Annotated in this window: 22 protein-coding genes; 14 read left to right on the top strand and 8 right to left on the bottom strand. The window is 58.7% G+C overall.

Going from position 1 to position 22,157, the window contains the following annotated elements; translation table 11 throughout:
* Positions 1-85 precede the first annotated feature (85 nt).
* From HY028_06960 to ubiB, 8 genes are all read left to right on the top strand, one after another.
* Positions 86-289 carry a cold-shock protein gene (locus HY028_06960; protein ID MBI3344576.1) on the top strand — a complete coding sequence of 68 codons (204 nt, stop codon included), beginning with the start codon at positions 86-88 and terminating at the stop codon, positions 287-289.
* Between the two features lie 475 nt (positions 290-764).
* Positions 765-2,060: a diaminopimelate decarboxylase gene (gene lysA, locus HY028_06965; GenBank protein ID MBI3344577.1), complete on the top strand. Its 1,296-nt coding sequence runs from the start codon at positions 765-767 to the stop codon at positions 2,058-2,060.
* 156 nt (positions 2,061-2,216) lie between these two features.
* Complete coding sequence (hslV, locus tag HY028_06970) at positions 2,217-2,750, top strand: ATP-dependent protease subunit HslV (protein ID MBI3344578.1); 534 nt, start codon at positions 2,217-2,219, stop codon at positions 2,748-2,750.
* Between the two features lie 21 nt (positions 2,751-2,771).
* Positions 2,772-4,112 (top strand): ATP-dependent protease ATPase subunit HslU, encoded by a 1,341-nt coding sequence (gene hslU / locus HY028_06975; protein MBI3344579.1) that lies wholly within the window; start codon positions 2,772-2,774, stop codon positions 4,110-4,112.
* A gap of 235 nt (positions 4,113-4,347) precedes the next feature.
* The gene (locus HY028_06980; GenBank protein MBI3344580.1) at positions 4,348-4,701 is read left to right on the top strand and encodes a DUF971 domain-containing protein; all 354 of its coding nucleotides are present in this window, start codon (positions 4,348-4,350) and stop codon (positions 4,699-4,701) included.
* Complete coding sequence (gene ubiE, locus HY028_06985) at positions 4,698-5,447, top strand: bifunctional demethylmenaquinone methyltransferase/2-methoxy-6-polyprenyl-1,4-benzoquinol methylase UbiE (protein ID MBI3344581.1); 750 nt, start codon at positions 4,698-4,700, stop codon at positions 5,445-5,447. The genes HY028_06980 and ubiE overlap by 4 nt, the downstream gene beginning before the upstream one ends.
* Before the next feature lie 29 nt (positions 5,448-5,476).
* On the top strand, positions 5,477-6,124 hold the full coding sequence (locus tag HY028_06990; GenBank protein MBI3344582.1) for an SCP2 sterol-binding domain-containing protein: 648 nt from the start codon (positions 5,477-5,479) through the stop codon (positions 6,122-6,124).
* Complete coding sequence (gene ubiB, locus HY028_06995; protein MBI3344583.1) at positions 6,121-7,779, top strand: ubiquinone biosynthesis regulatory protein kinase UbiB; 1,659 nt, start codon at positions 6,121-6,123, stop codon at positions 7,777-7,779. Before HY028_06990 ends, ubiB begins: the two co-directional genes overlap by 4 nt.
* 114 nt (positions 7,780-7,893) lie before the next feature.
* Here the strand turns inward: ubiB and HY028_07000 are convergent, their stop codons facing one another.
* The 8 genes from HY028_07000 to HY028_07035 form a co-directional block, all read right to left on the bottom strand.
* Positions 7,894-8,835, bottom strand: coding sequence for a hypothetical protein (locus HY028_07000; GenBank protein ID MBI3344584.1), 942 nt, complete (start codon positions 8,833-8,835; stop codon positions 7,894-7,896).
* 211 nt (positions 8,836-9,046) lie between these two features.
* Positions 9,047-9,268, bottom strand: coding sequence for a DUF3185 domain-containing protein (locus HY028_07005; protein ID MBI3344585.1), 222 nt, complete (start codon positions 9,266-9,268; stop codon positions 9,047-9,049).
* Positions 9,269-9,341: 73 nt separating this feature from the next.
* Complete coding sequence (locus HY028_07010; GenBank protein ID MBI3344586.1) at positions 9,342-9,491, bottom strand: lmo0937 family membrane protein; 150 nt, start codon at positions 9,489-9,491, stop codon at positions 9,342-9,344.
* Positions 9,492-9,853: 362 nt separating this feature from the next.
* The gene (locus tag HY028_07015; protein ID MBI3344587.1) at positions 9,854-11,491 is read right to left on the bottom strand and encodes an STAS domain-containing protein; all 1,638 of its coding nucleotides are present in this window, start codon (positions 11,489-11,491) and stop codon (positions 9,854-9,856) included.
* A complete protein-coding gene (locus HY028_07020) occupies positions 11,488-12,045 on the bottom strand; it encodes a DJ-1/PfpI family protein (protein MBI3344588.1) in 558 nt (185 codons plus the stop codon). The genes HY028_07015 and HY028_07020 overlap by 4 nt, the downstream gene beginning before the upstream one ends.
* 143 nt (positions 12,046-12,188) lie before the next feature.
* Positions 12,189-13,577: a S41 family peptidase gene (locus tag HY028_07025; protein ID MBI3344589.1), complete on the bottom strand. Its 1,389-nt coding sequence runs from the start codon at positions 13,575-13,577 to the stop codon at positions 12,189-12,191.
* A gap of 214 nt (positions 13,578-13,791) precedes the next feature.
* Complete coding sequence (locus HY028_07030; GenBank protein ID MBI3344590.1) at positions 13,792-14,937, bottom strand: peptidoglycan DD-metalloendopeptidase family protein; 1,146 nt, start codon at positions 14,935-14,937, stop codon at positions 13,792-13,794.
* Between the two features lie 46 nt (positions 14,938-14,983).
* Positions 14,984-16,582: a 2,3-bisphosphoglycerate-independent phosphoglycerate mutase gene (locus tag HY028_07035; GenBank protein MBI3344591.1), complete on the bottom strand. Its 1,599-nt coding sequence runs from the start codon at positions 16,580-16,582 to the stop codon at positions 14,984-14,986.
* A 146-nt stretch (positions 16,583-16,728) separates the two neighbouring features.
* On the opposite strand from HY028_07035, the gene HY028_07040 reads away from it, so the two are divergent.
* The 6 genes from HY028_07040 (at position 16,729) to HY028_07065 (ending at position 22,142) form a co-directional block, all read left to right on the top strand.
* Positions 16,729-17,160, top strand: coding sequence for a rhodanese-like domain-containing protein (locus tag HY028_07040; protein MBI3344592.1), 432 nt, complete (start codon positions 16,729-16,731; stop codon positions 17,158-17,160).
* Between the two features lie 136 nt (positions 17,161-17,296).
* Positions 17,297-17,554: a glutaredoxin 3 gene (gene grxC, locus HY028_07045; GenBank protein MBI3344593.1), complete on the top strand. Its 258-nt coding sequence runs from the start codon at positions 17,297-17,299 to the stop codon at positions 17,552-17,554.
* Between the two features lie 183 nt (positions 17,555-17,737).
* A complete protein-coding gene (gene secB / locus HY028_07050; protein ID MBI3344594.1) occupies positions 17,738-18,217 on the top strand; it encodes a protein-export chaperone SecB in 480 nt (159 codons plus the stop codon).
* Positions 18,214-19,221 carry an NAD(P)-dependent glycerol-3-phosphate dehydrogenase gene (locus HY028_07055; GenBank protein ID MBI3344595.1) on the top strand — a complete coding sequence of 336 codons (1,008 nt, stop codon included), beginning with the start codon at positions 18,214-18,216 and terminating at the stop codon, positions 19,219-19,221. The genes secB and HY028_07055 overlap by 4 nt, the downstream gene beginning before the upstream one ends.
* Positions 19,222-19,854: 633 nt before the next feature.
* The gene (locus tag HY028_07060; GenBank protein MBI3344596.1) at positions 19,855-20,886 is read left to right on the top strand and encodes a DNA polymerase III subunit delta; all 1,032 of its coding nucleotides are present in this window, start codon (positions 19,855-19,857) and stop codon (positions 20,884-20,886) included.
* Positions 20,886-22,142, top strand: coding sequence for a glutamate-5-semialdehyde dehydrogenase (locus HY028_07065; protein ID MBI3344597.1), 1,257 nt, complete (start codon positions 20,886-20,888; stop codon positions 22,140-22,142). Before HY028_07060 ends, HY028_07065 begins: the two co-directional genes overlap by 1 nt.
* Positions 22,143-22,157 lie beyond the last annotated feature (15 nt).

A 22,157-nucleotide genomic window follows, 5' to 3' on the forward strand; every position in this document is an offset into this window, starting at 1 on the left:
GCAGGCGTTTTGTATGTGCATCATTGTAAGGTGAGAGATACGGTGAGCAGCCTGTTGAGTTTAACCATAAATAAGAGGTAGTAACATGAGTCTGGGTACTGTGAAGTGGTTCAATGATAGCAAAGGTTTTGGATTTATCTCACCGAAGGATGGCAGCGAAGACGTGTTCGTTCACTACTCGGCCATTACCGCCGAGGGTTTTAAGACTCTGACCGAAGGCCAGACCGTCGAGTTCGAAACAACCAAGGGGCCCAAGGGCCTGCAGGCGACCAACGTAAGGCCCGCCTGATAGTCACAGCACAAGCTTCAATGTGAGGCTTGTGCGCAGGGAAGTAATCCTGCTTTAGCAAGTATCAAGTCCTGCCTTCCGGGCAGGTACCCGATCTGCTCTCGTCCCGAATCCGGTACCCATGTGCAGGCTGGAGCGTTGACGGATCGTGGGTGCGAATAAAAATGAACGCTCACCTCAAGACATACCTCACGGCCCTGGTCATTGCTGCACTCACTCTGTGCGCTCAGGCCGGTTGTGGACAGAAGGGCGATTTGTATTTGCCTGAGCAGCACCCGCAGCCCCAGCAAACCCCTTGAGTCTTCTTTAAGGAAACTCTGAAAAATATATCGCCAACCGCCAAGGCGCCAAGGTCACCAAGAAAAAAGGCTTGAATTTGTAAAGAAAAGTCTTGGCGTTCTTGGCGTCTTGGCGGTTCAACATGATCAGAGCTTCCTTAAGATTCCTGCCCTCGACCGGTGTGGAATAATCCCATATGCAACCCTTCACCTATCGCAATAACCGGCTGTTCGCCGAGGACGTGGATCTTGGAGTCCTCGCCGATCTCTACGGCACGCCGTGTTATGTCTATTCGCGCGCGGCGATGGAGGAACGCTGGCGCGCCTTCGATCAGGCGTTTGCCGGGTGCAGGCATCTGGTCTGCTACGCCGTCAAGGCCAACTCCAATCTCGCCGTGCTCAACCTGCTGGCGCGGCTGGGTTCGGGCTTTGATATCGTCTCGGGCGGAGAGCTGGAGCGTGTCCTGGCTGCGGGGGGCGATCCCGGCAAGGTGATTTTTTCAGGTGTCGGCAAGACCGGCATGGAGATGCAGCGTGCCCTGGAGGTTGGCATTCTGTGTTTCAACGTCGAGTCCGAGGCCGAACTGGAATGTCTCAATGAGGTCGCGGGACGCCTGGGACGGCGCGCGCCGGTCTCGCTGCGCGTGAATCCCGATATTGACGCGCGCACTCATCCTTATATCTCCACCGGCCTCGCCGGAAACAAGTTCGGGATAGACATTACCGCCGCCCATGAGGTCTACCGGCGGGCTGCGGCGATGCAGCACATCGAGGTGCTGGGCGTGGACTGCCATATCGGTTCGCAGTTGACCGAAGTCGAGCCTTTTGTGGAGGCTCTTGAGCGGGTATTGTCCCTGGTGGACAGGCTAGAGGATGATGGCATCGCACTCCGCCATCTGGATCTCGGCGGCGGACTGGGCATCCGGTATTCGGACGAGACGCCGCTGGAGCCCGCGCAATACGCCGCGGCATTGCTTCCGCAACTCAGGAACCGGGATTATCAAATTTTGATTGAGCCCGGACGCGCCATCGCCGGCAACGCCGGGATCTTGTTGACCCGGGTCGAATATATAAAGCATAGCCGGCACAAGAACTTCGTGATCGTGGACGCCGCCACGAACGACCTCATACGGCCCGCCCTGTATAATGCCTACCATGCCATCCGGCCGGTGCAGGAGCGTACCGGCGACGTACAGGGACATACTAGTGTCGCGGGAGGCAGGACGCCGGGAGCGACCGAGGCGCAGATCTATGATGTGGTCGGCCCGGTGTGCGAAAGCGGCGATTTTTTGGGCCGGGATCGCAGCTTGAACGTGCAACGCAACGATCTTCTGGCGATCTTTTCGGCGGGCGCCTATGGTATGAGCATGAGCTCCAATTACAACACCCGCCCGCGCGCGGCGGAGGTGATCGTGGACGGCGCCCGGCACCACCTTGTGCGCGCACGCGAGACGGTGGTGGAACTGTTTGCGGGCGAAAAACTGTTGCCGTAGCAAGCTGTGTTGAATTACGGCCTGCCGCGCCCAATATCAGTAAACATATTCACCGCAGAGGACGCGGAGGAATGTGATTAGGATGATGAATTTCACCTCCGCGTCCTCTGCGGTGATGTTTTTTTCATCGTAGTAAGGCTCAATAGAGGCTAATCAGTGGAACAATTTCACGGTACAACCATCCTGTCGGTGCGGCGTAACGGCAAGGTCGTCATAGGCGGGGACGGTCAGGTGACCGTGGGCAACACGGTCATGAAGGGCAATGCGCGCAAGGTGCGCAGGCTGTATCACGACCAGGTGATTGCCGGCTTTGCCGGCGGCACCGCGGACGCCTTCACGCTGTTCGAGCGTTTTGAGGCCAAGCTGGAAAAACACCAGGGCAATCTCACCCGTTCCGCCGTCGAGCTCGCCAAGGATTGGCGTACCGACCGCATGCTGCGCCGCCTGGAGGCCTTGCTCGCGGTCGCGGACAAAACCGCCTCGCTCATCATCTCCGGCAACGGGGATGTCATCGAGCCCGAGCAGAGCCTGATGGCCATCGGCTCGGGCGGCCAATTCGCCCAGGCGGCGGCGCGCGCGCTGCTCGAGAACACCGATTTCGACGCCCGCACCATTGTGGAGAAGAGCATGGCGATTGCAGCGGACATCTGCATTTACACCAACCGGAATTTGACGATAGAGGAGTTGTAGGCCGCTTTGGTCTATACCGTTATGACGATGCTGACACCTAAGGAAATCGTCCAGGAACTGGACAAACACATCATCGGCCAGGGCGCGGCGAAGCGTGCGGTGGCGATTGCGCTCCGCAACCGCTGGCGGCGCGGGCAGGTCAGCGAGGACTTGCGCAATGAGATCACGCCCAAGAATATTCTGATGATCGGTCCGACCGGCGTGGGCAAGACCGAGGTCGCGCGCCGCCTCGCCAAGCTGGCCAGCGCGCCGTTCATCAAGGTTGAGGCCACCAAATTCACTGAGGTGGGTTACGTGGGGCGTGATGTGGAATCCATCATCCGCGACCTGCTGGACACCGCCATCAAGATGACGCGCGAGGAAGAAATGAAAAAGGTGCGGCACCGCGCCGAGGAGAGCGCCGAGGAGCGCATCCTGGATATCCTGCTGCGTCCCGCACGCCAGCCGGCCTTTGTTCCGTCCGATGCGGCGGTGGTTGCGGAAGAGTCGTCTACGCGCCAGACCTTTCGCAAAAAACTGCGCGAAGGCGAATTCGATGAGCGTGAGATCGAGGTCGAACTCAGCGCCGTTCCCATTGGCGTGGAGATCATGGCGCCGCCCGGCATGGAGGAGATGACCAGTCAGTTGCAGGGGATGTTTCAAAATCTTGCCGGCAGCCGCACCCGTACCCGCAAGCTGCGCGTCAAGGAGGCTTTTAAATTGCTGACCGATGAAGCGGCAGCCAAGCTCATAGATGAAGAGGCCCTCAAGACCCGCGCCATACAAAACGTCGAGCAGAACGGCATCGTATTCATAGACGAGATAGACAAGATCACCTCGCGATCGGAACGTATGGGAGCGGATGTCTCGCGCGAAGGCGTGCAGCGCGATCTGTTGCCGCTGGTGGAAGGGAGTACGGTGTCCACCAAGTACGGCATGGTCAAGACCGATCATATTCTGTTCATCGCATCGGGCGCGTTTCATCTTTCCAAGCCCTCCGATCTCATCCCCGAATTGCAGGGCCGCCTGCCGATACGTGTCGAACTGGATGCGCTGGGCGCGCAGGATTTTGTGCGTATTTTGACCGAGCCGGACGCCTCACTTACTGAGCAATACAGCGCGCTGTTGGCGACCGAGGGTGTACACTTGAGTTTCACGCCGGACGGCATTTCCCGCCTCGCCGAGATCGCCTGGCAGGTCAACGAGCGCACCGAGAACATCGGCGCACGCCGGCTGCATACGGTGATGGAGCGTCTGCTGGAGACGATCTCCTTCGGTGCGTCAGAGCAAGCGGGTCAGAGCTTCGAGATCAACGCCGCATACGTGGACGAACATCTCCGCGAACTGGCAGAGAATGAGGATTTGAGCAGGTATATACTTTGAAGGCTGATACAAGAGGAAAGATACAAGATACAAGAGGGATAAAGTTTGTACTTTTCTCTTGTATCTTTTCTCTTGTATCTGTACCTATGCGCCCCACTGAAATCAAGCTGCACCAAAAATCGCGGATCTGAGCAGGTATATACTTTGAAGGCTGATACAAGAGGAAAGATACAAGATACAAGAGGGATAAAGTTTTGTACTTTTCTCTTGTATCTTTTCTCTTGTATCTGTATCTATGCGTCCCACTGAAATTAAACTGCATCAAAAATCGCGCATGCTGGAGATCAGCTTCGACGACGGCGCCCGTTTCGATCTGCCCTGCGAGTACCTGCGCGTGTATTCGCCCTCGGCGGAGGTGCGCGGTCACGGCCCCGGTCAGGAGGTGTTGCAGGTGGGCAAGGAGCAGGTCAACATCAGCGCCATAGACCCGGTCGGCAGCTATGCGGTGCGCCTGCATTTCGATGACGGCCACAACACGGGGCTTTATTCGTGGGATCTGCTCTATGAGCTCGGTGCACATCGGCAGGAAAAATGGCAGGCCTATCTGGAACGGCTGCAGCGGGCAGGTCACACGCGCAAAGAAGCATGAGCGAACGAGACACCACCCACTTCGGCTATCAACAAGTCCCCATCGAGGAAAAGGCGGAGCGGGTCGCCGGTGTGTTCGGATCGGTGGCGGCCAGGTACGACCTGATGAACGATGTCATGTCGTTCGGCATCCATCGCTTGTGGAAACGCTTCACTATTGACGTGAGTGGTGTCAGGGCAGGGGAGCGCGTGCTGGATCTCGCCGGTGGTACCGGTGACCTGGCCGCAAAACTCGCGGATCGCGTGGGGATGCAAGGTCAAGTGATGCTCGCCGACATCAATGCCGCCATGTTGCGGGAAGGGCGTGAGCGGTTGGTGAATCGCGGAGTGGTGGCTAATATTGAATATCTCCAGGCCGATGCCGAATGCCTGCCTTTTCCCGATGACTATTTCGACTGTGTCACCATGGCCTTCGGGCTGCGCAATGTGACTCATAAGGAACGCGCCCTGGCTGCGATCTGCAGGGTGTTGAAGCCGGGCGGCCGTGCGTTGATACTGGAGTTTTCCAAACCCAGCATCCCCGGCCTGCAACCCCTGTATGATCTATACTCGTTCAAGGTCCTCCCTCTGATGGGCAAACTGATCGCACGCGACGCGGATAGCTACCGCTATCTCGCCGAGTCCATCCGCATGCATCCAAATCAAGAAGCCTTAAAAGCGATGATGCAGGGCGCAGGTTTTGAGCGCTGTGATTACTACAATCTGAGTGGCGGCATCGTGGCCTTGCACAAGGGTTATAAGTTCTGAGTCCCACTGCCCGAACCTACCCAACACGCATGAACATCCCCCAGCCAGTGCACATACGCGCCTTGGAAGGCGCACTGAACCGCTATCTCAATCTCGACCCAGATACCCCGTCGCGTTTCGCCGCTCTCTCCGGCAAGGTCATCGCGGTCGAATTGGAAGGCCTGGAGCGGACAATATACCTTGCGCCGGAGCCGGATGGGGTCCGCATCCTTGCGGATTATGCGGGCGTTCCCGATGCGACATTGCGTGGTGCGCCGTGGGCGCTATTACGCATGGGGAGCCTGCAGAGTGACAGCCGCGAGGCCCGTGCGGCGTTGGCCTTGGGCGAGATACGGATCAGCGGCGACGTCGAGTTGGGACAGCGCTTCAAGCAGATCCTCGACGCCGTCGAGATAGATTGGGAGGAACATCTCGCAGGGTTCGTGGGCGACCTGTTGGCCCACAAACTCGGTAACGCGGCGCGCGCCGTGCAGGGCTGGGGCCGGCAAGCCGCCGCCAGGCTCGGCCAGGATTTCGCCGAGTATCAACAGGAGGAAGCGTACAACCTGCCGCGCCCGGACGACGTGCGGAACTTTATCGGCGCGGTGGATACCTTGCGCGATGATGTCGAACGCCTGGAGCAACGGGTGGCGCGCCTGCGGCGCCGCCTGGAAGCTGCGACGGATAAAAAAACGTGATACGCCCCGGCCAGTTTTTCCGCCTGTTTTATATCAATCGTGTCTTGCTGCGGCATGGGCTGGACGAAATCATCCTCGCCACCCATCTGTTCCGCCCGCTGCGTTTTTTGCTTTATTTTGCCCCGTGGTACTGGGTGCGCGGCGATCTGCCGCCGCGCGCGGTGCGCATCCGCCGCGCCCTCGAAGACCTCGGACCGGTGTTCGTCAAGTTCGGGCAAATGCTCTCCACCCGCCCCGATTTATTGCCGGAAGACATCGCCAAGGAACTTGCTCTGCTTCAGGATCAAGTGCCGCCCTTCCCCGGCGATCAGGCGCGAGCCATCATCGAGCAGGCCTACGGGAAACCCTTGAGCGAGGTGTTTCAGGAATTTCAGGAGACGCCCTTTGCCTCCGCCTCCATCGCACAAGTTCATCTCGCGCGCCTGTTCGGCGGCCGCGAGGTGGTTGTCAAGGTGGTGCGTCCGCAGATCGAAAAGGTGATCCGCCGCGATGTGAGCCTGCTTTACGCCCTCGCCGAGTTGGCCGAGCGTTACTGGTCACAGGGAAAACGTCTGCGGCCGCGCGAAATAGTCGCGGAGTACGAAAAGACCATACTCGATGAACTCGACCTGCTGCGCGAGGCGGGCAACGCCAGCCAGTTACGCCGCAACTGGCTGGGTTCCACGTTGCTCTATGTACCGGAAATCGAATGGCCATTGGCGCGCCGCGACGTCATGGTCATGGAACGGATTTACGGCATCCCTATCAGTGATGTCGCCGGGCTGCGCGCGGCAGGCATCAACCTCAAGGAACTGTCCGAACATGGCGTGGAAATATTTTTTACTCAAGTCTTCCGTCACAGTTTCTTTCACGCCGACATGCACCCCGGCAACATCTTCGTCTCGCCCAAGGGCCAATACGTCGCGGTGGACTTCGGTATCATGGGTACGCTCAGCCCGGCGGATCAACGCTATCTCGCGGAGAACTTTCTGGCCTTTTTCAACCGGGACTACCGCCGCGTCGCGCAGTTGCACGTAGATGCAGGCTGGGTGCCGTCTACTACGCGAGTAGATGAGTTTGAATCCGCCATGCGTACCGTGTGTGAACCGATTTTTGAACGCCCGCTGAAGGACATCTCCTTCGGGCAGTTGTTGCTGCGTCTGTTTCAAACGGCGCGCCGCTTTAATATGGAAGTGCAGCCGCAACTGGTGCTGCTGCAAAAAACCTTGCTCAACATCGAAGGGTTGGGCCGGCGACTGTATCCCGAGCTGGACCTGTGGGTTACCTCGAAGCCGATCTTGGAACGCTGGATGAGCGAACAGGTCGGAACACGCGCCTTATTGCGCGCCATCCGCGAGAATGCCCCGCAGTGGGCGGAAAAGATGCCCGATATTCCTCTACTGGTGCATGAAGTCCTGGAACAGGCGCGTGACGGCAAACTGCAAATCGAATGGAAATCGAAGGAACTTAATGAGATCCGCCGTGAGATGCGGCAGGCCATGGCCCGCGGCTATACCGCCACGATAGGCGCGGCCTTTATTATCAGCGCCGCAGTGATTAAAGGTTTGGACGGTTATGCCCCGATGATGATCGGCAATGCGCCCGTGCTCACCTGGCTGCTCGGTGGCATCGGCGCCTTGCTCCTGATCCGTTCGTGGTCGGGCGGACGGGATTAACTGATTAAAACTTACCGCTGAGGACGCGGAGGTGTTTGGGGGGCATGAAATAACGCACCTCCTCTGCGATCTCTGCGGTTATATTTTGCAGCGGCGAAGGCCGGATTTCTTTTCTCAACCCAGCCTGCGGACTTGCGGACCGCAGTCCTTAACGTGCCGCTCAATTTGCCCCTCCTCTGTCCGGCCGAAAGCGACCCGCCTGATTTCATTGCCTTCCGCGTTGCGGTAAACCAACTCATCCGTTTCCAGGCTGTACTCAGGATGACGGGGATCATTCCACTGGTCGAGAAAGTACATATAGAAGGGGGCAAAGAAGCCGCGGGTAGGGTAGTCCCGCTGCAGGGCGAATACGTATTCCGGCTGGTTCTTGACCTCATAGCCGTCATGGCAATACTGCACCCATACATATTCGCCCGTCACCACCAGCTTCCAGAACGGCGGGTCGTCATAGAACTTGAGGGAGATCTTCTTGCCTGCGGCGCTCAGCTTCTTCAAATAGGCGATGCTGATCTCGATTTCACTGCGGTAGGTTTCCAGCAGTGATTCCGGGTTGTCCAGGGAGTTGACGCGCTTGATAGCGCCCTCGCCATTCGGATTCATCAGCATCACCCGGATTTCGTAGCTGTGTTCCAAGGGCTGCTGAAGCATGCAATTTTCCGAGCTGAACGTATCATAGCCGGTGATGGAAAAAATCGAGACATCCCGCGCGCAAAGAAATTTCTTGCGCAAGGCACGCTCGCCCCGACGGGAAAACCAGCCGGTTTTTTCGCGCGCATACACCAGCGAGGCGATCTTATTCATCCGCAAGTTGCGCCGTCCGTCCAAGGCAATTATGGAAATATTAAACAGCATGACCAGGACGGCGGCAAAGCCGATCTCTGTGATGACCAGTAAATGGGAATCGTATTCCACTTTGGGCCACCAATAGTAAAGAATGTATTTGGCAGCCACTGGCAAGTAAAAAGCCATTCCAATGGCCAGCAGCGTGATGACGATATGCGCCACAATATGCCGGAAGCTGCTGGAGAGACTGCGAAAATGGATGTTGTAATGCATCGTATGCTCCTTGGAAATGGGATGGACACGAGATAAACGGGCGATTGTACTGCCGACGGTTGAAGAACAAGCTGCGTGCGGCCCATGGATGAGCCACCATTTCGGGACTACAGAAGACAGCCGGAGTAGTTATCCGGCCGTCATGCAAACAGCAAAATAATTATACCACAGATTCAGGCTTTGGGTACGCGGCGATTTCACTTTTAAACTACTACGGTTTTTTTGCTCCTACCACAACCAGTACGATTCCTCCTGCCAGCGCCAATACGCCTAAAACAGGCGGGAGCGGGATCGTCTTCTCGGTTTCTGCAGTGGCCTCGATGGGGCCAATGTCAATGACCTTCTCTTGGGTCGTGTAGGTAATTCCCTGGTAGGCGAGTGCAACAACCCCCAGTACGATAAGAATGATACCGATCATGGTCGCCGATTTCATACACAGTCTCCTTGATTAATTTTGAAATCAGGTGGATCCGAGGAATCTCTGATTTATCAGAGATTCCATAAAACTATAAAGGCCTGCGGCCCTGGATGATTCGAATCAGTACCACAATGATGGCGATCACCAAGAGGATATGGATAAACCCGCCGATGGTGTAGGAGGTGACCAGCCCTAATGCCCATAGAATCAACAGAACTACAGCAACAGTCCACAAGATATCCATGTTCAACTCCTTTGTTTAATGGGGTCAATTGCCAGGTTAATGTCAATCTACCCCATTTATTAAGCGACATTTTCAAAACGAATGCAAATAATTGTGTGCCTTGTCAGGGGGCGGAATAACGGGGCTGATACTTAGAGCATATCCATAAATAGTTCCCCTGTGTCCCTTGCGGTGAAAAAGCTTCACCGCGGAGGACGCGGAGGAGAAACAAATCCTTCTTGATTCCTCTGCGCCCTCTGCGGTAAATTATTTATGGATAAGTTCTTAGATGCTTTGGGATATTTTGGGTTACGACAAATGCCTAGCCGGTCCTACGAATACCGCGAGCTACTCGTCATGAACGGTTTTAATCAGCTCTAGTGTTTCTCCGCAGCATTCAACGCCGCCAGCAAATCGGGATAGACATTCTCTGCGCCCAGCTGATCTAGGATGCCGGCCTGGGTCAGCTTTCTGGTCACGCGTTCATTGGCCTCGCAGATGATGATGCGTTTGTGCTTATTCTGAAACAGCTCGATCATCTCGTGGAAGGTTTGCATCGCGGTGGCATCGACGAACGGGACGCGTGCCAGGCGGATGATCAATACCCTGATGTCACCGTTTAACTCCATCATCGTGTTCTCGAAGGTTTCGGCGGCGCCGAAAAAAAACGGCCCGTCGATGGAATAGATTTGCACGCCTTTGGGAATGCCGATCACGCAGTAATCCGGCAACAGGGTAGCGATTTCCTCGCTGTTGATGCCTTCGATGCGCACCGACTCCGCCATGCGCTTCATGAACAGCAATGCGGCCAGGATCACGCCGACATTGACCGCAATCACCAGATCCACAAATACGGTGAGAAAAAATGTAATCAGCAACACGGCGACATCGCTGCGCGGGCTGCTCTTCACCAGATGTGCAAAGTGGCGCAGCTCGCTCATGTTATAGGCCACCACAAACAGAATGGCGGCGAGCGCGCACATGGGGATGTAAGCGGCATATGGCGCGAGTGCCAGCAGGATGAGCAGCAAGACCGCCGAGTGGGTGATGCCGGCGAGCGGGCTTGTGGCGCCGTTGCGGATGTTGGTGGCGGTGCGGGCGATGGCGCCGGTGGCGGCGAAGCCGCCGAACAGCGGGGTCACCATGTTGGCCAGCCCCAGCCCGGTCAGCTCCTGATTGGAATTATGCCGTGTGCCGGTCATGCCGTCGGCCACGACTGCCGAGAGCAATGATTCAATCGCGCCCAGCATCGCAATGGTGAAGGCCGGCCCGATGAGCTCGATGATATGCGTAAAGCTGACTTGCGGCAGCTTGAACTCGGGCAGGCCCTGGGCCAGGCCGCCGAACACACTGCCGATGGTCGCTACACCGTCGAATTTAAACAGCACTTGCAGCAGTGTGACTACCAGCATGGCAACGAGAGGGCCGGGGACGCGCCTGATGAATTTCGGAGTGAGGATCGCGAGCGCGAGCGCCGTAAGCGCAAGGCCGGCGGTCGCCAGATGCGGGTGCGGCAAGGCTTGCAGCAGGCTCCAGAACTTCTGGTGAAAATGTGTTCCCGCGGATGGCGGATGCAGGCCGAAAAAATCCTTCCACTGGCCCACCCAGATGATGACCGCGATGCCTGTGGTAAAGCCGACCACGACCGGATTGGGAATGAATTTTATCAGCGCGCCCAGGTTGGCGAGGCCCATTACGACGAGGATCAGGCCCGCCATCAAGGTGGCGAGTTGCAGGCCGTCGAAGCCGTATTTTGCTGTAATACCGGCGAGGATAACGATGAAGGCCCCGGTGGGGCCTGAGATTTGCATCCGGCTACCGCCCAGCACCGCAGTGAGCAAGCCCGCGATCACGGCGGTATAGATGCCTTGTTCCGGTTTGGCGCCGGAGGCGATGGCAAACGCCATGGCGAGGGGGAGCGCCACTACGCCGACGATAACTCCGGCGAGCAGATTGGGGAGGATGTGTCCGCGCCCAAACAGTCCGGCGCGGCTGGCTTCAAGAAAGGCGATCAACGCAGTGTGCGCTGCAAGGCGGCTTCGACCTGAGTGCGTTTTTCTTTTCCGGACAATACCTCGATCAGTTCGAGTGCGAAATCCATCGCCGTGCCGGGGCCGCGCGAGGTGATGACCTTGCCGTCCCTGACCACGGGATTATTTTCAATCCTGATGTTGGAGGACGCGAGTATTTCCAGTGTGCCCGGAAAGCCGGTCGCGCGTTTGCCATTGAGCAGGCCGGCATGCGCGAGTACGGCGGGCGCGGCGCAGATAGCGGCGGTGAATTTGCCGCTATTCGCCATCTTTTTTAACAGTTCACGGACGCGCGCGTCTTTGTTCAAATTGTCTGCGCCAGGCTGGCCGCCGGGTAGCACCACCATGTCGTAGTCGTGCTCGAGCGCTTCGTCGAGCGTGGTATCGGGCAACAGGCGCGTACCGCGGCTTCCACGCACCGGCCCGGCATCGAACCCGGCCGTCACGACCGTGATGTCGGCGCGGCGCAGCAGGTCTATGATGGTGACGGCCTCAAGCTCTTCGCAACCTTGTGCAAGCGGAACGAGCACCTGTGTCATCGCGGGTCCTATAGAGTTGAACCGCCAAGACGCCAAGAACGCCAAGATTTTTCCTTCAATTCAAGCCTTTTTTCTTGGTGATCTTGGAGCCTTGGCGGTTGATGATATATTTTCAGAGTTTCCCTAGGTTTACGGCCGCAAACTCAATTTGCTGAACGTTGCGGCAATATGGCAAGCCCCTTGAGCAGGGTGAGCGCCTCATGGAGTTGGTAGTCGCTGGTCAACAGAGGTTCTTTGGGCTTTTCGGGAGCACCGGTCTCGGGCGCTGAGGTAGCGTCGCCTTTGCTCTCTCCCTTTTCGCCTTGCTCCTTGCCATCGGCGCCGGCCTTGCCGTCCTGACCCTTGTTATTGATAAGGTGGCGCGTGAGATCCGACTCCTTGATAAGCTCAATGCCGGACTGCTCGGTGGCGGCGAGCTTGACGTTTTCCAAAACCACATCCGGCACGATGCCCTCGGCCTGGATGGAGCGGCCGTTGGGCGTGAAGTAGCGCGCGGTGGTGAGCTTGAGAGCGGAGTCATTGGTCATCGGCAGGATGGTCTGCACCGAGCCCTTACCGAATGTCTTGGCGCCCATCACGATGGCGCGCTTCTGATCCTGGAGGGCGCCCGCCACGATCTCGGAGGCCGAGGCCGAACCGCCGTTGACCAGCACCACTATGGGCGCACCCTTCAGGACGTCTCCGGGTGTGGCGTTGAAGCGGAATTGAGAATCCTTGACGCGGCCCTCGGTGTAGACGATCAGGCCCTTCTCCAGGAAGGCGTCGCTCACCGCCACCGCGGCATTGAGCACGCCGCCGGGATTATTGCGGAGATCGAGCACCAGACCCTTCAGCTCACCGTTGCTGTCTTTTTTGAGTTTGTCTATCGCCTCGATCATATTCGGGCCGGTCTGCGCCTGGAATTGCGAGATGCGCAGATACGCGAATCCCGGCTCCAGGGTTTGGCTCTTGACGCTTTTGACCTTGATGATGGCGCGGGTCAGCGTAATCCTGAGGGGCTTTTCCTCGCCCTTGCGCAGAAGGGTGAGGGTGATCTGGGAGCCCTCCGGGCCGCGCATGAGCTTGACGGCGTCATTGAGTTCCATGCCTTGTAGCGGGGTGTCGTCGAGCCGGATGATGAGGTCGCCGGCGTGGACGCCGCCGCGGCTGGCGGGCGTGTCATCAATCGGCGCGATGACCTTCACAAAGCCGTTCTCCATGCCGACCTCGAGACCGAGGCCGCCGAATTCGCCGGTCGTGCCGATCTGCAATTCCTTGAAGGCGTTGCTGTCAAGATAGCTCGAATGCGGGTCGAGGCCTGCCAACATCCCGCGCACGGCGCTTTCCAGCAGTACCTTATCTTCAACGGGTTCGACATAGTCGCTCTTGATCTTGGCGAATACCTCGGTAAAGGTGCGCAGCTCCTCGAGAGGCAGCGGCGAAGCCGCCTGCGCCTCTTCGCGCTGGGCAAGGACACCCCGCCCCAGCGCGAGCGAGATGCCGAGCAAGAGGCCGAGGCCAAGGATCAAAAGACTACGCATTCTGTGATTCATGTGTGACTCCACTCTACATCCGTGAGGAACGACTAATATTGCATTTTACCGCAAGATGGGCGATTTTCCTTGTGCTTTTTATAGCAGGCTGTTAAAAAACAGCCTGCTGGGGCGCACGGCGCAAAGCAAAAATCGCACTTTTTGCTTTGCGATTTGGAAAAGGCCATGGCGGGCTTTTTTTCAACAACCTGATGGAGTAAGCGATTTTGAACTGCTAAGCCGGAGGCGCGCACCACAGTGCAGGGTTGTTCGGCTCGCCGTGCGCCCGGATCTCAAAATACAGCCCGGCGGGTTCCTCGGCGCCGTTCAAACCCACGGCGGCGATGGTCTCGCCGGCCTCAACCCGGTCGCCGGATTTTTTATGCAACTCGCGGTTGTAGCCATACAGGCTCATGTAGCCGTCGCCATGGTCAATAATGACGAGCAAACCAAAGCCGCGCAGTTCGTCGGCAAACACGACCCGGCCCGCCGCGATGGCCCGTACCGCCGCGCCTTCCTCGGCCTGGATCAACACCCCGCGCCATTTTAGTTGCCCGCCCAGCCGCGGGCTGTCGTAGTGGGCGATGAGGGGGCCCTGGCTCGGCCACGGTAGTTTGCCTTTGAGCGCCGCAAACGGCGTAGGGTCGCCGCCGGTCTTGGGTTCATGGGCCGCGGCCGACTGCTGCAAGGTGGGAAGTAAGGCCTGGAGGCGTCTTTCGTCCTCCAGGAGGCGGGTCAACTCCTCATTTTTGACGCCGATCTCGCTGTTAAGCCCGGCGAGCAGTTGGACGCGCGTTTGCCGGCCCAGTTCCAGAAGCTGTCTTTCTTCCCGTTGCGCGGTCTGTAATGTCTCGAGGGCGGCCACTTGCTGTCCGATGGACTCAGTCACCGCGGCAAGTTGCTTGAGATTTACACTGTAGTTTTCTATCCGGCGCATCCGCGCGCGATTCAGATAGTCGTAATAAACCAGTTGACGGCCGAGCCGGGCGGGGTCTTCCTGATTCAACAGGATCTTCAAGTCATCCTGCCTCCCCAGGATATAGGCCGCACGCAGCTGCCGGCCCAGCGCCGCGCTCTGGGCGTCAAGTTCGTCCTGGAGGCGACGCTTTTCAGCTTCCAGTTCGTTGAGCCGCCGGGTATGGGTTTGCAGTTGGGCGTCTTGCTCTTTGAGGCGCGCATCGAGAGCGGCAATGGCCTGCTCGGCGTCGGCGAGGCGGGTGCGCAGATCGCCCTGTTGTTGCTGCGCGCCCTCCAGGCTGTACCGCAATGTCTCGATCCGGCTGCGAAGATTCTCCAGCTCAGCAGACTTGCTTTGGTAATTCGCGGCGTCGTTGTCTTGCGTAGCGCCCCAAGCGGGCAGCGCTAGGGCGGATACAAGCATGAGAACGCTTATCTTGTATCTTGTATCTTTTCCCTTGTATCTGGTTCTAATGAACAAACTCCACCAGGCTATCGCCGCTCATCTCGGAGGGGATGTCCAAGTTCATAAGGTGCAGCAGGGTCGGGGCGACATCGGCCAGGGTCCCGCCTTTGGTCATCTTGGCGGGCCGGCCGACGTAGATCAACGGCACCGGGTTGGTGGTATGCGCGGTGTGCGCCTGACCGGTGCCCTCGCCGATGAGCTGCTCCGCGTTGCCGTGATCGGCGGTGACGAGCAACTCGCCGCCGACCTTTTTTAGGGCCTCGACGATGCGACCGAGGCAGGCGTCTATGGTTTCAATCGCCTTAACGGTGGCGTCAAGGTTGCCGGTATGTCCGACCATGTCCGGGTTGGCGAAGTTGCAGATGACGGTATCGTAGGTGCGGCTCTCGATGGCCTGCACCAACTGGTCGGTGAGTTGCACCGCGCTCATCTGCGGCTGCAAGTCGTAGGTAGCGACGTGCGGCGAGGGGATCAGGATGCGATCTTCGCCCACAAACGGCTGCTCCTCTCCGCCGTTAAAAAAGAAGGTCACGTGCGCGTATTTTTCGGTCTCGGCGATGCGCAGTTGACGTAAACCCTGTTCCGCGACATAGGCCCCGAAGACGTTTTTCAGGCGCTCCGGCGGAAAGGCCACCGGCACGGGGAAGTCCTCGCTGTAATCGGTGAGGGTGACAAAGCCGCCGAGCTTGGGCATGGCCTCGCGCCTGAAACCGGTGAAGTTCGGCTCGATGAAGGCGCGCGTGATCTGGCGCGCACGGTCGGAGCGGAAATTCATGAAGATCACCACATCGCCGTCCTCGATGCGCACCGGTTGTTGAGTCGCTCCCGGCATCCTGCCTCCCGCGACACTAGTACTTCCCTGTACGTCGCCCTGCGGAACGATGGCGGTGGCCTTGACGAACTCGTCGGACTCGCCGCGCGCATAGGCCATCTCGAGGGCCTGCATGGCGGTCTCGGCGCGAAACTCCGCCTTTCCCAGCGTGATGAGGTCGTAGGCCGCTTGAATACGCGGCCAGCGGTGATCGCGGTCCATCGCGTAATAGCGGCCTATGATCGAGGCGAAGCGGCCCTTGCCCAAGGCATCGAACTTATCCTGCATGGCCTTGATGGAAGCCGTCGCGCTCTTTGGCGAGGTATCGCGGCCGTCCAAAAAGGCGTGCAGATACACGCGCGCCGCGCTGCGCCGCGCCGCCAATTCGGCCATGGTGTGGATGTGCTCTTCATGGCTGTGCACGCCGCCGTCGGACAGCAGCCCCAGCATGTGCACCGCCTTGTTATTGGCGACGGCCTGATCCACGGCCTTGGTCAACGCCTCGTTGGTGAAGAACGAACCGGTCTTGATGGCGCGGCTGATGCGGCTGAATTCCTGATAGACGATGCGTCCCGCGCCGAGATTGAGGTGCCCCACCTCGGAATTGCCCATCTGATCGGCGGGCAGGCCGACATCCGTCCCCGAGGTGCTGATGAGCGTGTGCGGGTAATTTTTCCAAAGGCCGTCCCACACCGGTTTGCGGGCGGCGAGTATGGCGTTGCCTACCGGATTTTCGCTATAGCCCCAGCCATCCAGAACGATGAGCACCATGGGGCGATGTGTCAAAGGCATGGATTTAATCCTGCACACGGCCGAGTGTTGGCTGGTTCCGGACAACCGGGGAAACGCAAAGACAATGGCATGAAAGGCGTTATAACTATAAAATAGGCGTTTATAAGCAAATTATACAATTTTCTTCCCTATTCGGTATACAGCGCATGCAGCAGTTAAGCACATTCGTCATCGCCCACTGGGAGCTGTTTTTGGCGCTGGTGATTATCCTCGCCCTGCTGTTAACCAGCGGCCTCAGTCAGAAAATGCTCGGTTTCAAAGAGGTGGAGCCGCAGGAGGCGGTGCGCCTCATCAATCAACAAGGCGCCACGGTGTTGGATGTGCGTGAAGAGAAAGAGTTCCACGAGGGTCACATCGTGCACGCGATATCCGCTCCGCTGGAAAATTTGGAGGCGCGCCTGCCTGCGCTGGAAGACTATAAGGACAAGCCCATCATCATCGCCTGTCAAACGGGTGAGCGTTCCGCGCGCGCGGCTGCGCTGCTGCGCAAACAGGGCTTTACCACGCCCTACAAATTGGCTGGCGGGCTGCGCGCCTGGCGCGAGGCCAAGCTGCCGCTGAGTAAAGGGCGCCTCTAAAAATGATGGATTTTGCTTCAAGACAAGGCGCAGCGCCGTCGAGCAGCGCAGCATACACGCCAGTATGTGAGCAGCGGAGACAAGCTGCAACGCAGTATTGGAGCAAAAGACGCGTTTTTAGAGGCGCCCTAAGTAGATGATCGTTATCTACAGCACCTCCGCGTGCCCCTATTGCGTGCGCGCGAAGCGTTTTTTGGATGCCAAGGGCGTGAGTTACACCGATCTGCGCGTGGATCTCGACCCCGCATTACGGCAACAAATGGAACATAAAAGTCAGCGGCGCAGCGTTCCGCAGATCTTTATCGGCGACCACCACGTGGGCGGTTTTGATGACATGTGGCGTCTCGAACAGAGCGGTAAGCTGGACACCCTGCTCGGCGGAATCTACCCATGAACCTGCGGCTGAAGGCCGCACGGACTCCCTTCTCCCGCTTGCGGGAGAAGGGAGTCCGAAGAGCCGGATGAGGGAGAGACCGTCCGGTTCATGGGCACAATCCGCGATACTGGGGTGGCGGGCGGTCTCTCCCGCCTAACCGTTTTTTTAGAAGTACCTTTAACCGACAACAGGAAATAACACATGGCGGAAACACAGGAACAGCAACAGCCGGGCGCGGGCTCGCCCGGTATTCAATTGAGCATACAGAAGATCTATGTCAAAGATCTTTCCTTCGAGACCCCCAACTCCCCACAGATATTTTTGGAAAGCTGGGCGCCGGAGATCAACGTTCAGTTGCGCAGTGCCGCGGCGCCGCAGAGTGAGGGCGTCTATGAAGTAATCCTAACCATTGTCGTCACCGCCAAACAGGGTGACCGCACGGCCTATCTCGCGGAGGTACATCAGGCGGGAATTTTCAACATCGCCGGCGGCAACGAGGCTGACCTCGGACCCGTGCTGGGCAGTCTCTGCCCCAGCGTGTTGTTTCCATTCGCGCGCGAGGTGGTGGCGGGGCTGGTCGCCAAGGGCGGATTCCCGCAATTTCTGCTCTCGCCGGTGAATTTCGATGCGCTCTATATGCACACCCGCTCAAAGGCAGGACAAGGCGAGGTGTTGCAATAACACCTCCGGCTAAACCGATAGTAGTCTTCGGCGCAGGCTCTTGGGGGACCGCGCTCGCTATCCTGCTCTCCCGTAATGACGCGCCGGTGACATTGTGGGGCCGCGATGTAAAGCACATCGCCGAGTTGGCCGAGGTGCGCTGTAATAAAAAATTCCTCCCCGGCATCGCTTTCCCTGCCGCACTTAAGGTTACGGCCAACGTCGCACTGGCGATGGAGGGCTGTGAGGATTGCCTGGTGGCGGTGCCGAGTCACGCCTTCCGCGAAACGTTAACGCGCCTCACTCCTCGTTTGAAACCGCATATGCGCATCGCCTGGGCGACCAAAGGGCTGGAACCGGAATCGGGAAAGCTGCTGCATGAAGTGGCCGAAGAAATAGTGGGAACACGCCCCACCGCGGTCATCTCCGGTCCTACCTTCGCGCGCGAAGTGGCGGCGGGCTTACCCACCGCGGTCACCGTAGCCTCCGCCAGCCCGCAGTTCGCCGCCGATCTTGCCTCACACCTGCATAGTGATACGTTTCGCGCCTACACCTCGGATGATGTGATCGGCGTTGAAGTGGGTGGGGCAGTCAAAAATGTGCTCGCCCTCGCCGCAGGCATCGCGGACGGTCTGGGCTTCGGCGCCAACACCCGTGCTGCGCTCATTACGCGGGGCCTCGCCGAGATGATGCGCCTGGGCGTAGCGCTCGGCGGCAAGCGCGAAACCTTCATGGGCCTCGCCGGATTGGGTGATCTCGTGCTCACCTGCACCGACGACCAGTCACGCAACCGCCGCCTGGGCCTCACACTCGCACACGGCACGCCGCTGGCTGAAGGCTTGCGCGAGATCGGCCAAATCGTAGAAGGCGTCCCCACCGCGCGCGAAGTCATGCGCCTGGCGAAAGCGCGCGGAGTCGAAATGCCCATCAGCGAACAGGTGTGTTGCGTGCTGCGCGAAGGCAAAAACCCACGCGCAGCCGTGCAGTCATTACTCCAGCGAGAACAAAAAGCGGAAACGATGTAGGTCGGATCAAGCGTAGCGGATCCGACATTTCATTTAATGATGCGTCGGCACCGCAAAGTCAGGGTAGGGTGGGCACGTTTTTTATGCCCACGCGTTGACATTGGCTAACGCTTGCTCTCCTTCTTAGTCTTCTTCGCTGCTCTTTTTTCTTTCATGGTCTTGGTCGGTTGTTTCTTGGTTTGTTTCTTACTGTCCATGCTTTTACTCATGGTTTTCGCTCCTTATTATCCAAGTTTATGAAGAGTAGTAGGCCGGCTCAAGGCATGGCCAGAGCCGACAAACGCCCTTTATATTATCAGTGTCGAATCTGCTACGCTTGATTTAAGCGCGTAGACTGGATGGAATGAAATGAAACCCAGGATAATTTTCAAAATTCCACTTTGTCACACCCAGGGTACTTACTGGTACGATTGAACTTCGTTACTTAGGAGGGTACGATAACCTTATGCAGCAGAGGCTATGCTCACGCAAGAAACGCGGGCCACCTAGCCCAGTTGTTGTAGGCGCCTGTAGGTGACACCATGAACGCAACGAGTAACCCACCCAACGACGACATACCGGATGAGATTGACTTCTCAGGAGGCGTGCGGGGAAAATTCTACCGGCCGGGCGCCAAGCTCAACACACTTCTTTATGAGAATGAAACCCGAACAGCTCACAGGGCACTTGCAGCGCACGCTGGCGCCGGTCTATCTGGTGTCCGGCGACGAGCCCCTCCAGGTGGATGAGTCGTGCGCGGCCGTCCGCGCGGCGGCGCACGCCCAAGGTTACACGGAACGTGAAGTGCTGACGGCGGGCAAGGACTTTGACTGGAACACATTGTGGCAGGCCGCGCACAGCCTGTCGCTGTTCGCCAAACGGCGTCTGATCGAACTGCGGTTGCCTACCGGCAAGCCCGGTGACACGGGTAGCGGCGCACTGGTGGAGTATGCGAGCCGCCCGCCCGCCGATACGTTGTTGTTGGTCATCACTGCTAAGCTCGACGCACAGACGCAAAAGGGTAAGTGGTTCGGCGCCCTGGAGCAGGCGGGCGTGGTGATACAAATCTGGCCGGTCGAGGCAAAGGCCCTGCCCGGCTGGATCGGCAGGCGCCTCGCCGCACGAGGCATGCAGGCGAGTCCCGAGGTGTGCGGCCTGCTGGCCGAGCGCGCGGAGGGCAACCTGCTCGCCGCCGTGCAGGACATCGAGAAGTTGTACCTGCTCTATGGCGCAGGCAAACTGGACATGGAGCAGGCCGCGGCCGCGGTGGCCGACAGCGCACGTTTTGATATTTATGATCTGGTGGACGCCGCGGCGAGCGGCGATGTGACGCGCGCCTCGCGAATCGTGAACGGCCTGCGTGATGAAGGGGTTGAGCCGGTGCTGGTGTTGTGGGCGCTGGCGCGCGAGTTGCGCAGCCTTGCGGGTATGGCGTACGAGAGCGAGCACGGCGCGCGCGTCGAGCAGATCTACGCCAAGTATAAAATCTGGGAAAAGCGCAAACCCATTGCGCATCGCGCCTTGCAGCGTCACAAGACGCGCGTTTGGCACGAGCTGTTGCGGCGCGCCGCCCGCGCCGACCGCGTCATCAAGGGCTTTGCCCCGGGCGATGCCTGGGACGAGCTGTCGGCGTTGAGCCTGGCGATGGCTGGCGCACCCAACAATTTGCAGGTAGAGTTGCAATAATGGACATCAAAAAGTACATGCATGACGTTGGGCAGCGTGCGCGGCGCGCGGCGCGCACGCTGAGCAAGGCCGGCACAGAGGCAAAAAACACCGCCCTGCTCGCGGCGGCCGAGGCCGTCGAGCGGGATGAGGCCGCACTGCTTGCGGCCAACAAAAAGGACATGGACGCCGCCCGCCAGGCCGGTCTCGACGCCGCCATGCTGGATCGCCTGGAGTTGAACGAGGTGCGCGTGAAGAGCATGGCCGAAGGACTGCGCCAGATCGCGGCCTTGCCCGATCCGGTCGGTGAAATCACCGATCTCAAATACCGCCCGGCCGGTTTTCAGGTCGGCAAGATGCGCGTGCCGCTCGGTGTGATCGGCATCATTTACGAGTCGCGTCCCAATGTCACGGCCGACGCCGCGGGACTGTGCCTCAAGGCGGGCAATGCCGCCATCCTGCGCGGCGGCTCCGAGGCGCTGCATTCCAATCAAGCCATCGCCGCCTGCATCCACGCGGGGCTCAAACGCGCCGGCTTGCCGGAGGATGCCGTACAGGTCATCGAGACCAGCGACCGTGCCGCAGTCGGCGAGTTGATCCGCATGAAGCAGTACGTGGACGTGATCGTGCCGCGCGGCGGAAAGGGCCTGATCGAGCGCGTCAGCAAGGAGGCCACGGTGCCGGTGCTGAAACACCTGGATGGCGTCTGCCATGTGTACATAGACGACAAGGCCGATGTCGAGAAGGCCGTCAAGGTCGCCTACAACGCCAAGACCCAGCGTTACGGCACCTGCAATACCATGGAAACGCTATTGATCGCCAAGGATATCGCCCCGCGCGTGTTGCCACGACTCGCCAAGATGTATCAAGAGGCCGGTGTGGAACTGCGCGGCGACGAGGCGACGCGCGCGTTGGCCCCTGACGCAAAGGCCGCGACCGAAGAAGATTGGAACACCGAATATCTCGCGCCGATACTCGCGGTGCGCGTGGTGAACAATATTGACGAGGCCATCGAGCATATCGAGCAGCACGGATCGCAACACACCGACGCCATAGTCACCGAGGATTTTTCTCACGCGCAGCGTTTTCTGCGCGAAGTGGATTCCAGTTCAGTGATGGTGAACGCCTCCACCCGGCTCGCCGACGGTTTCGAATACGGCTTGGGCGCGGAGATCGGTATCAGCACCGATAAACTGCACGCGCGCGGCCCGGTGGGGCTGGAGGGGCTGACCACGCAAAAATTCATCGTACTTGGCGAAGGGCATGTTAGAAAATAGGTTCAAGATACAAGA

The sequence above is a fragment of the Gammaproteobacteria bacterium genome (assembly GCA_016195665.1).
Taxonomy (GTDB): domain Bacteria; phylum Pseudomonadota; class Gammaproteobacteria; order SURF-13; family SURF-13; genus JACPZD01.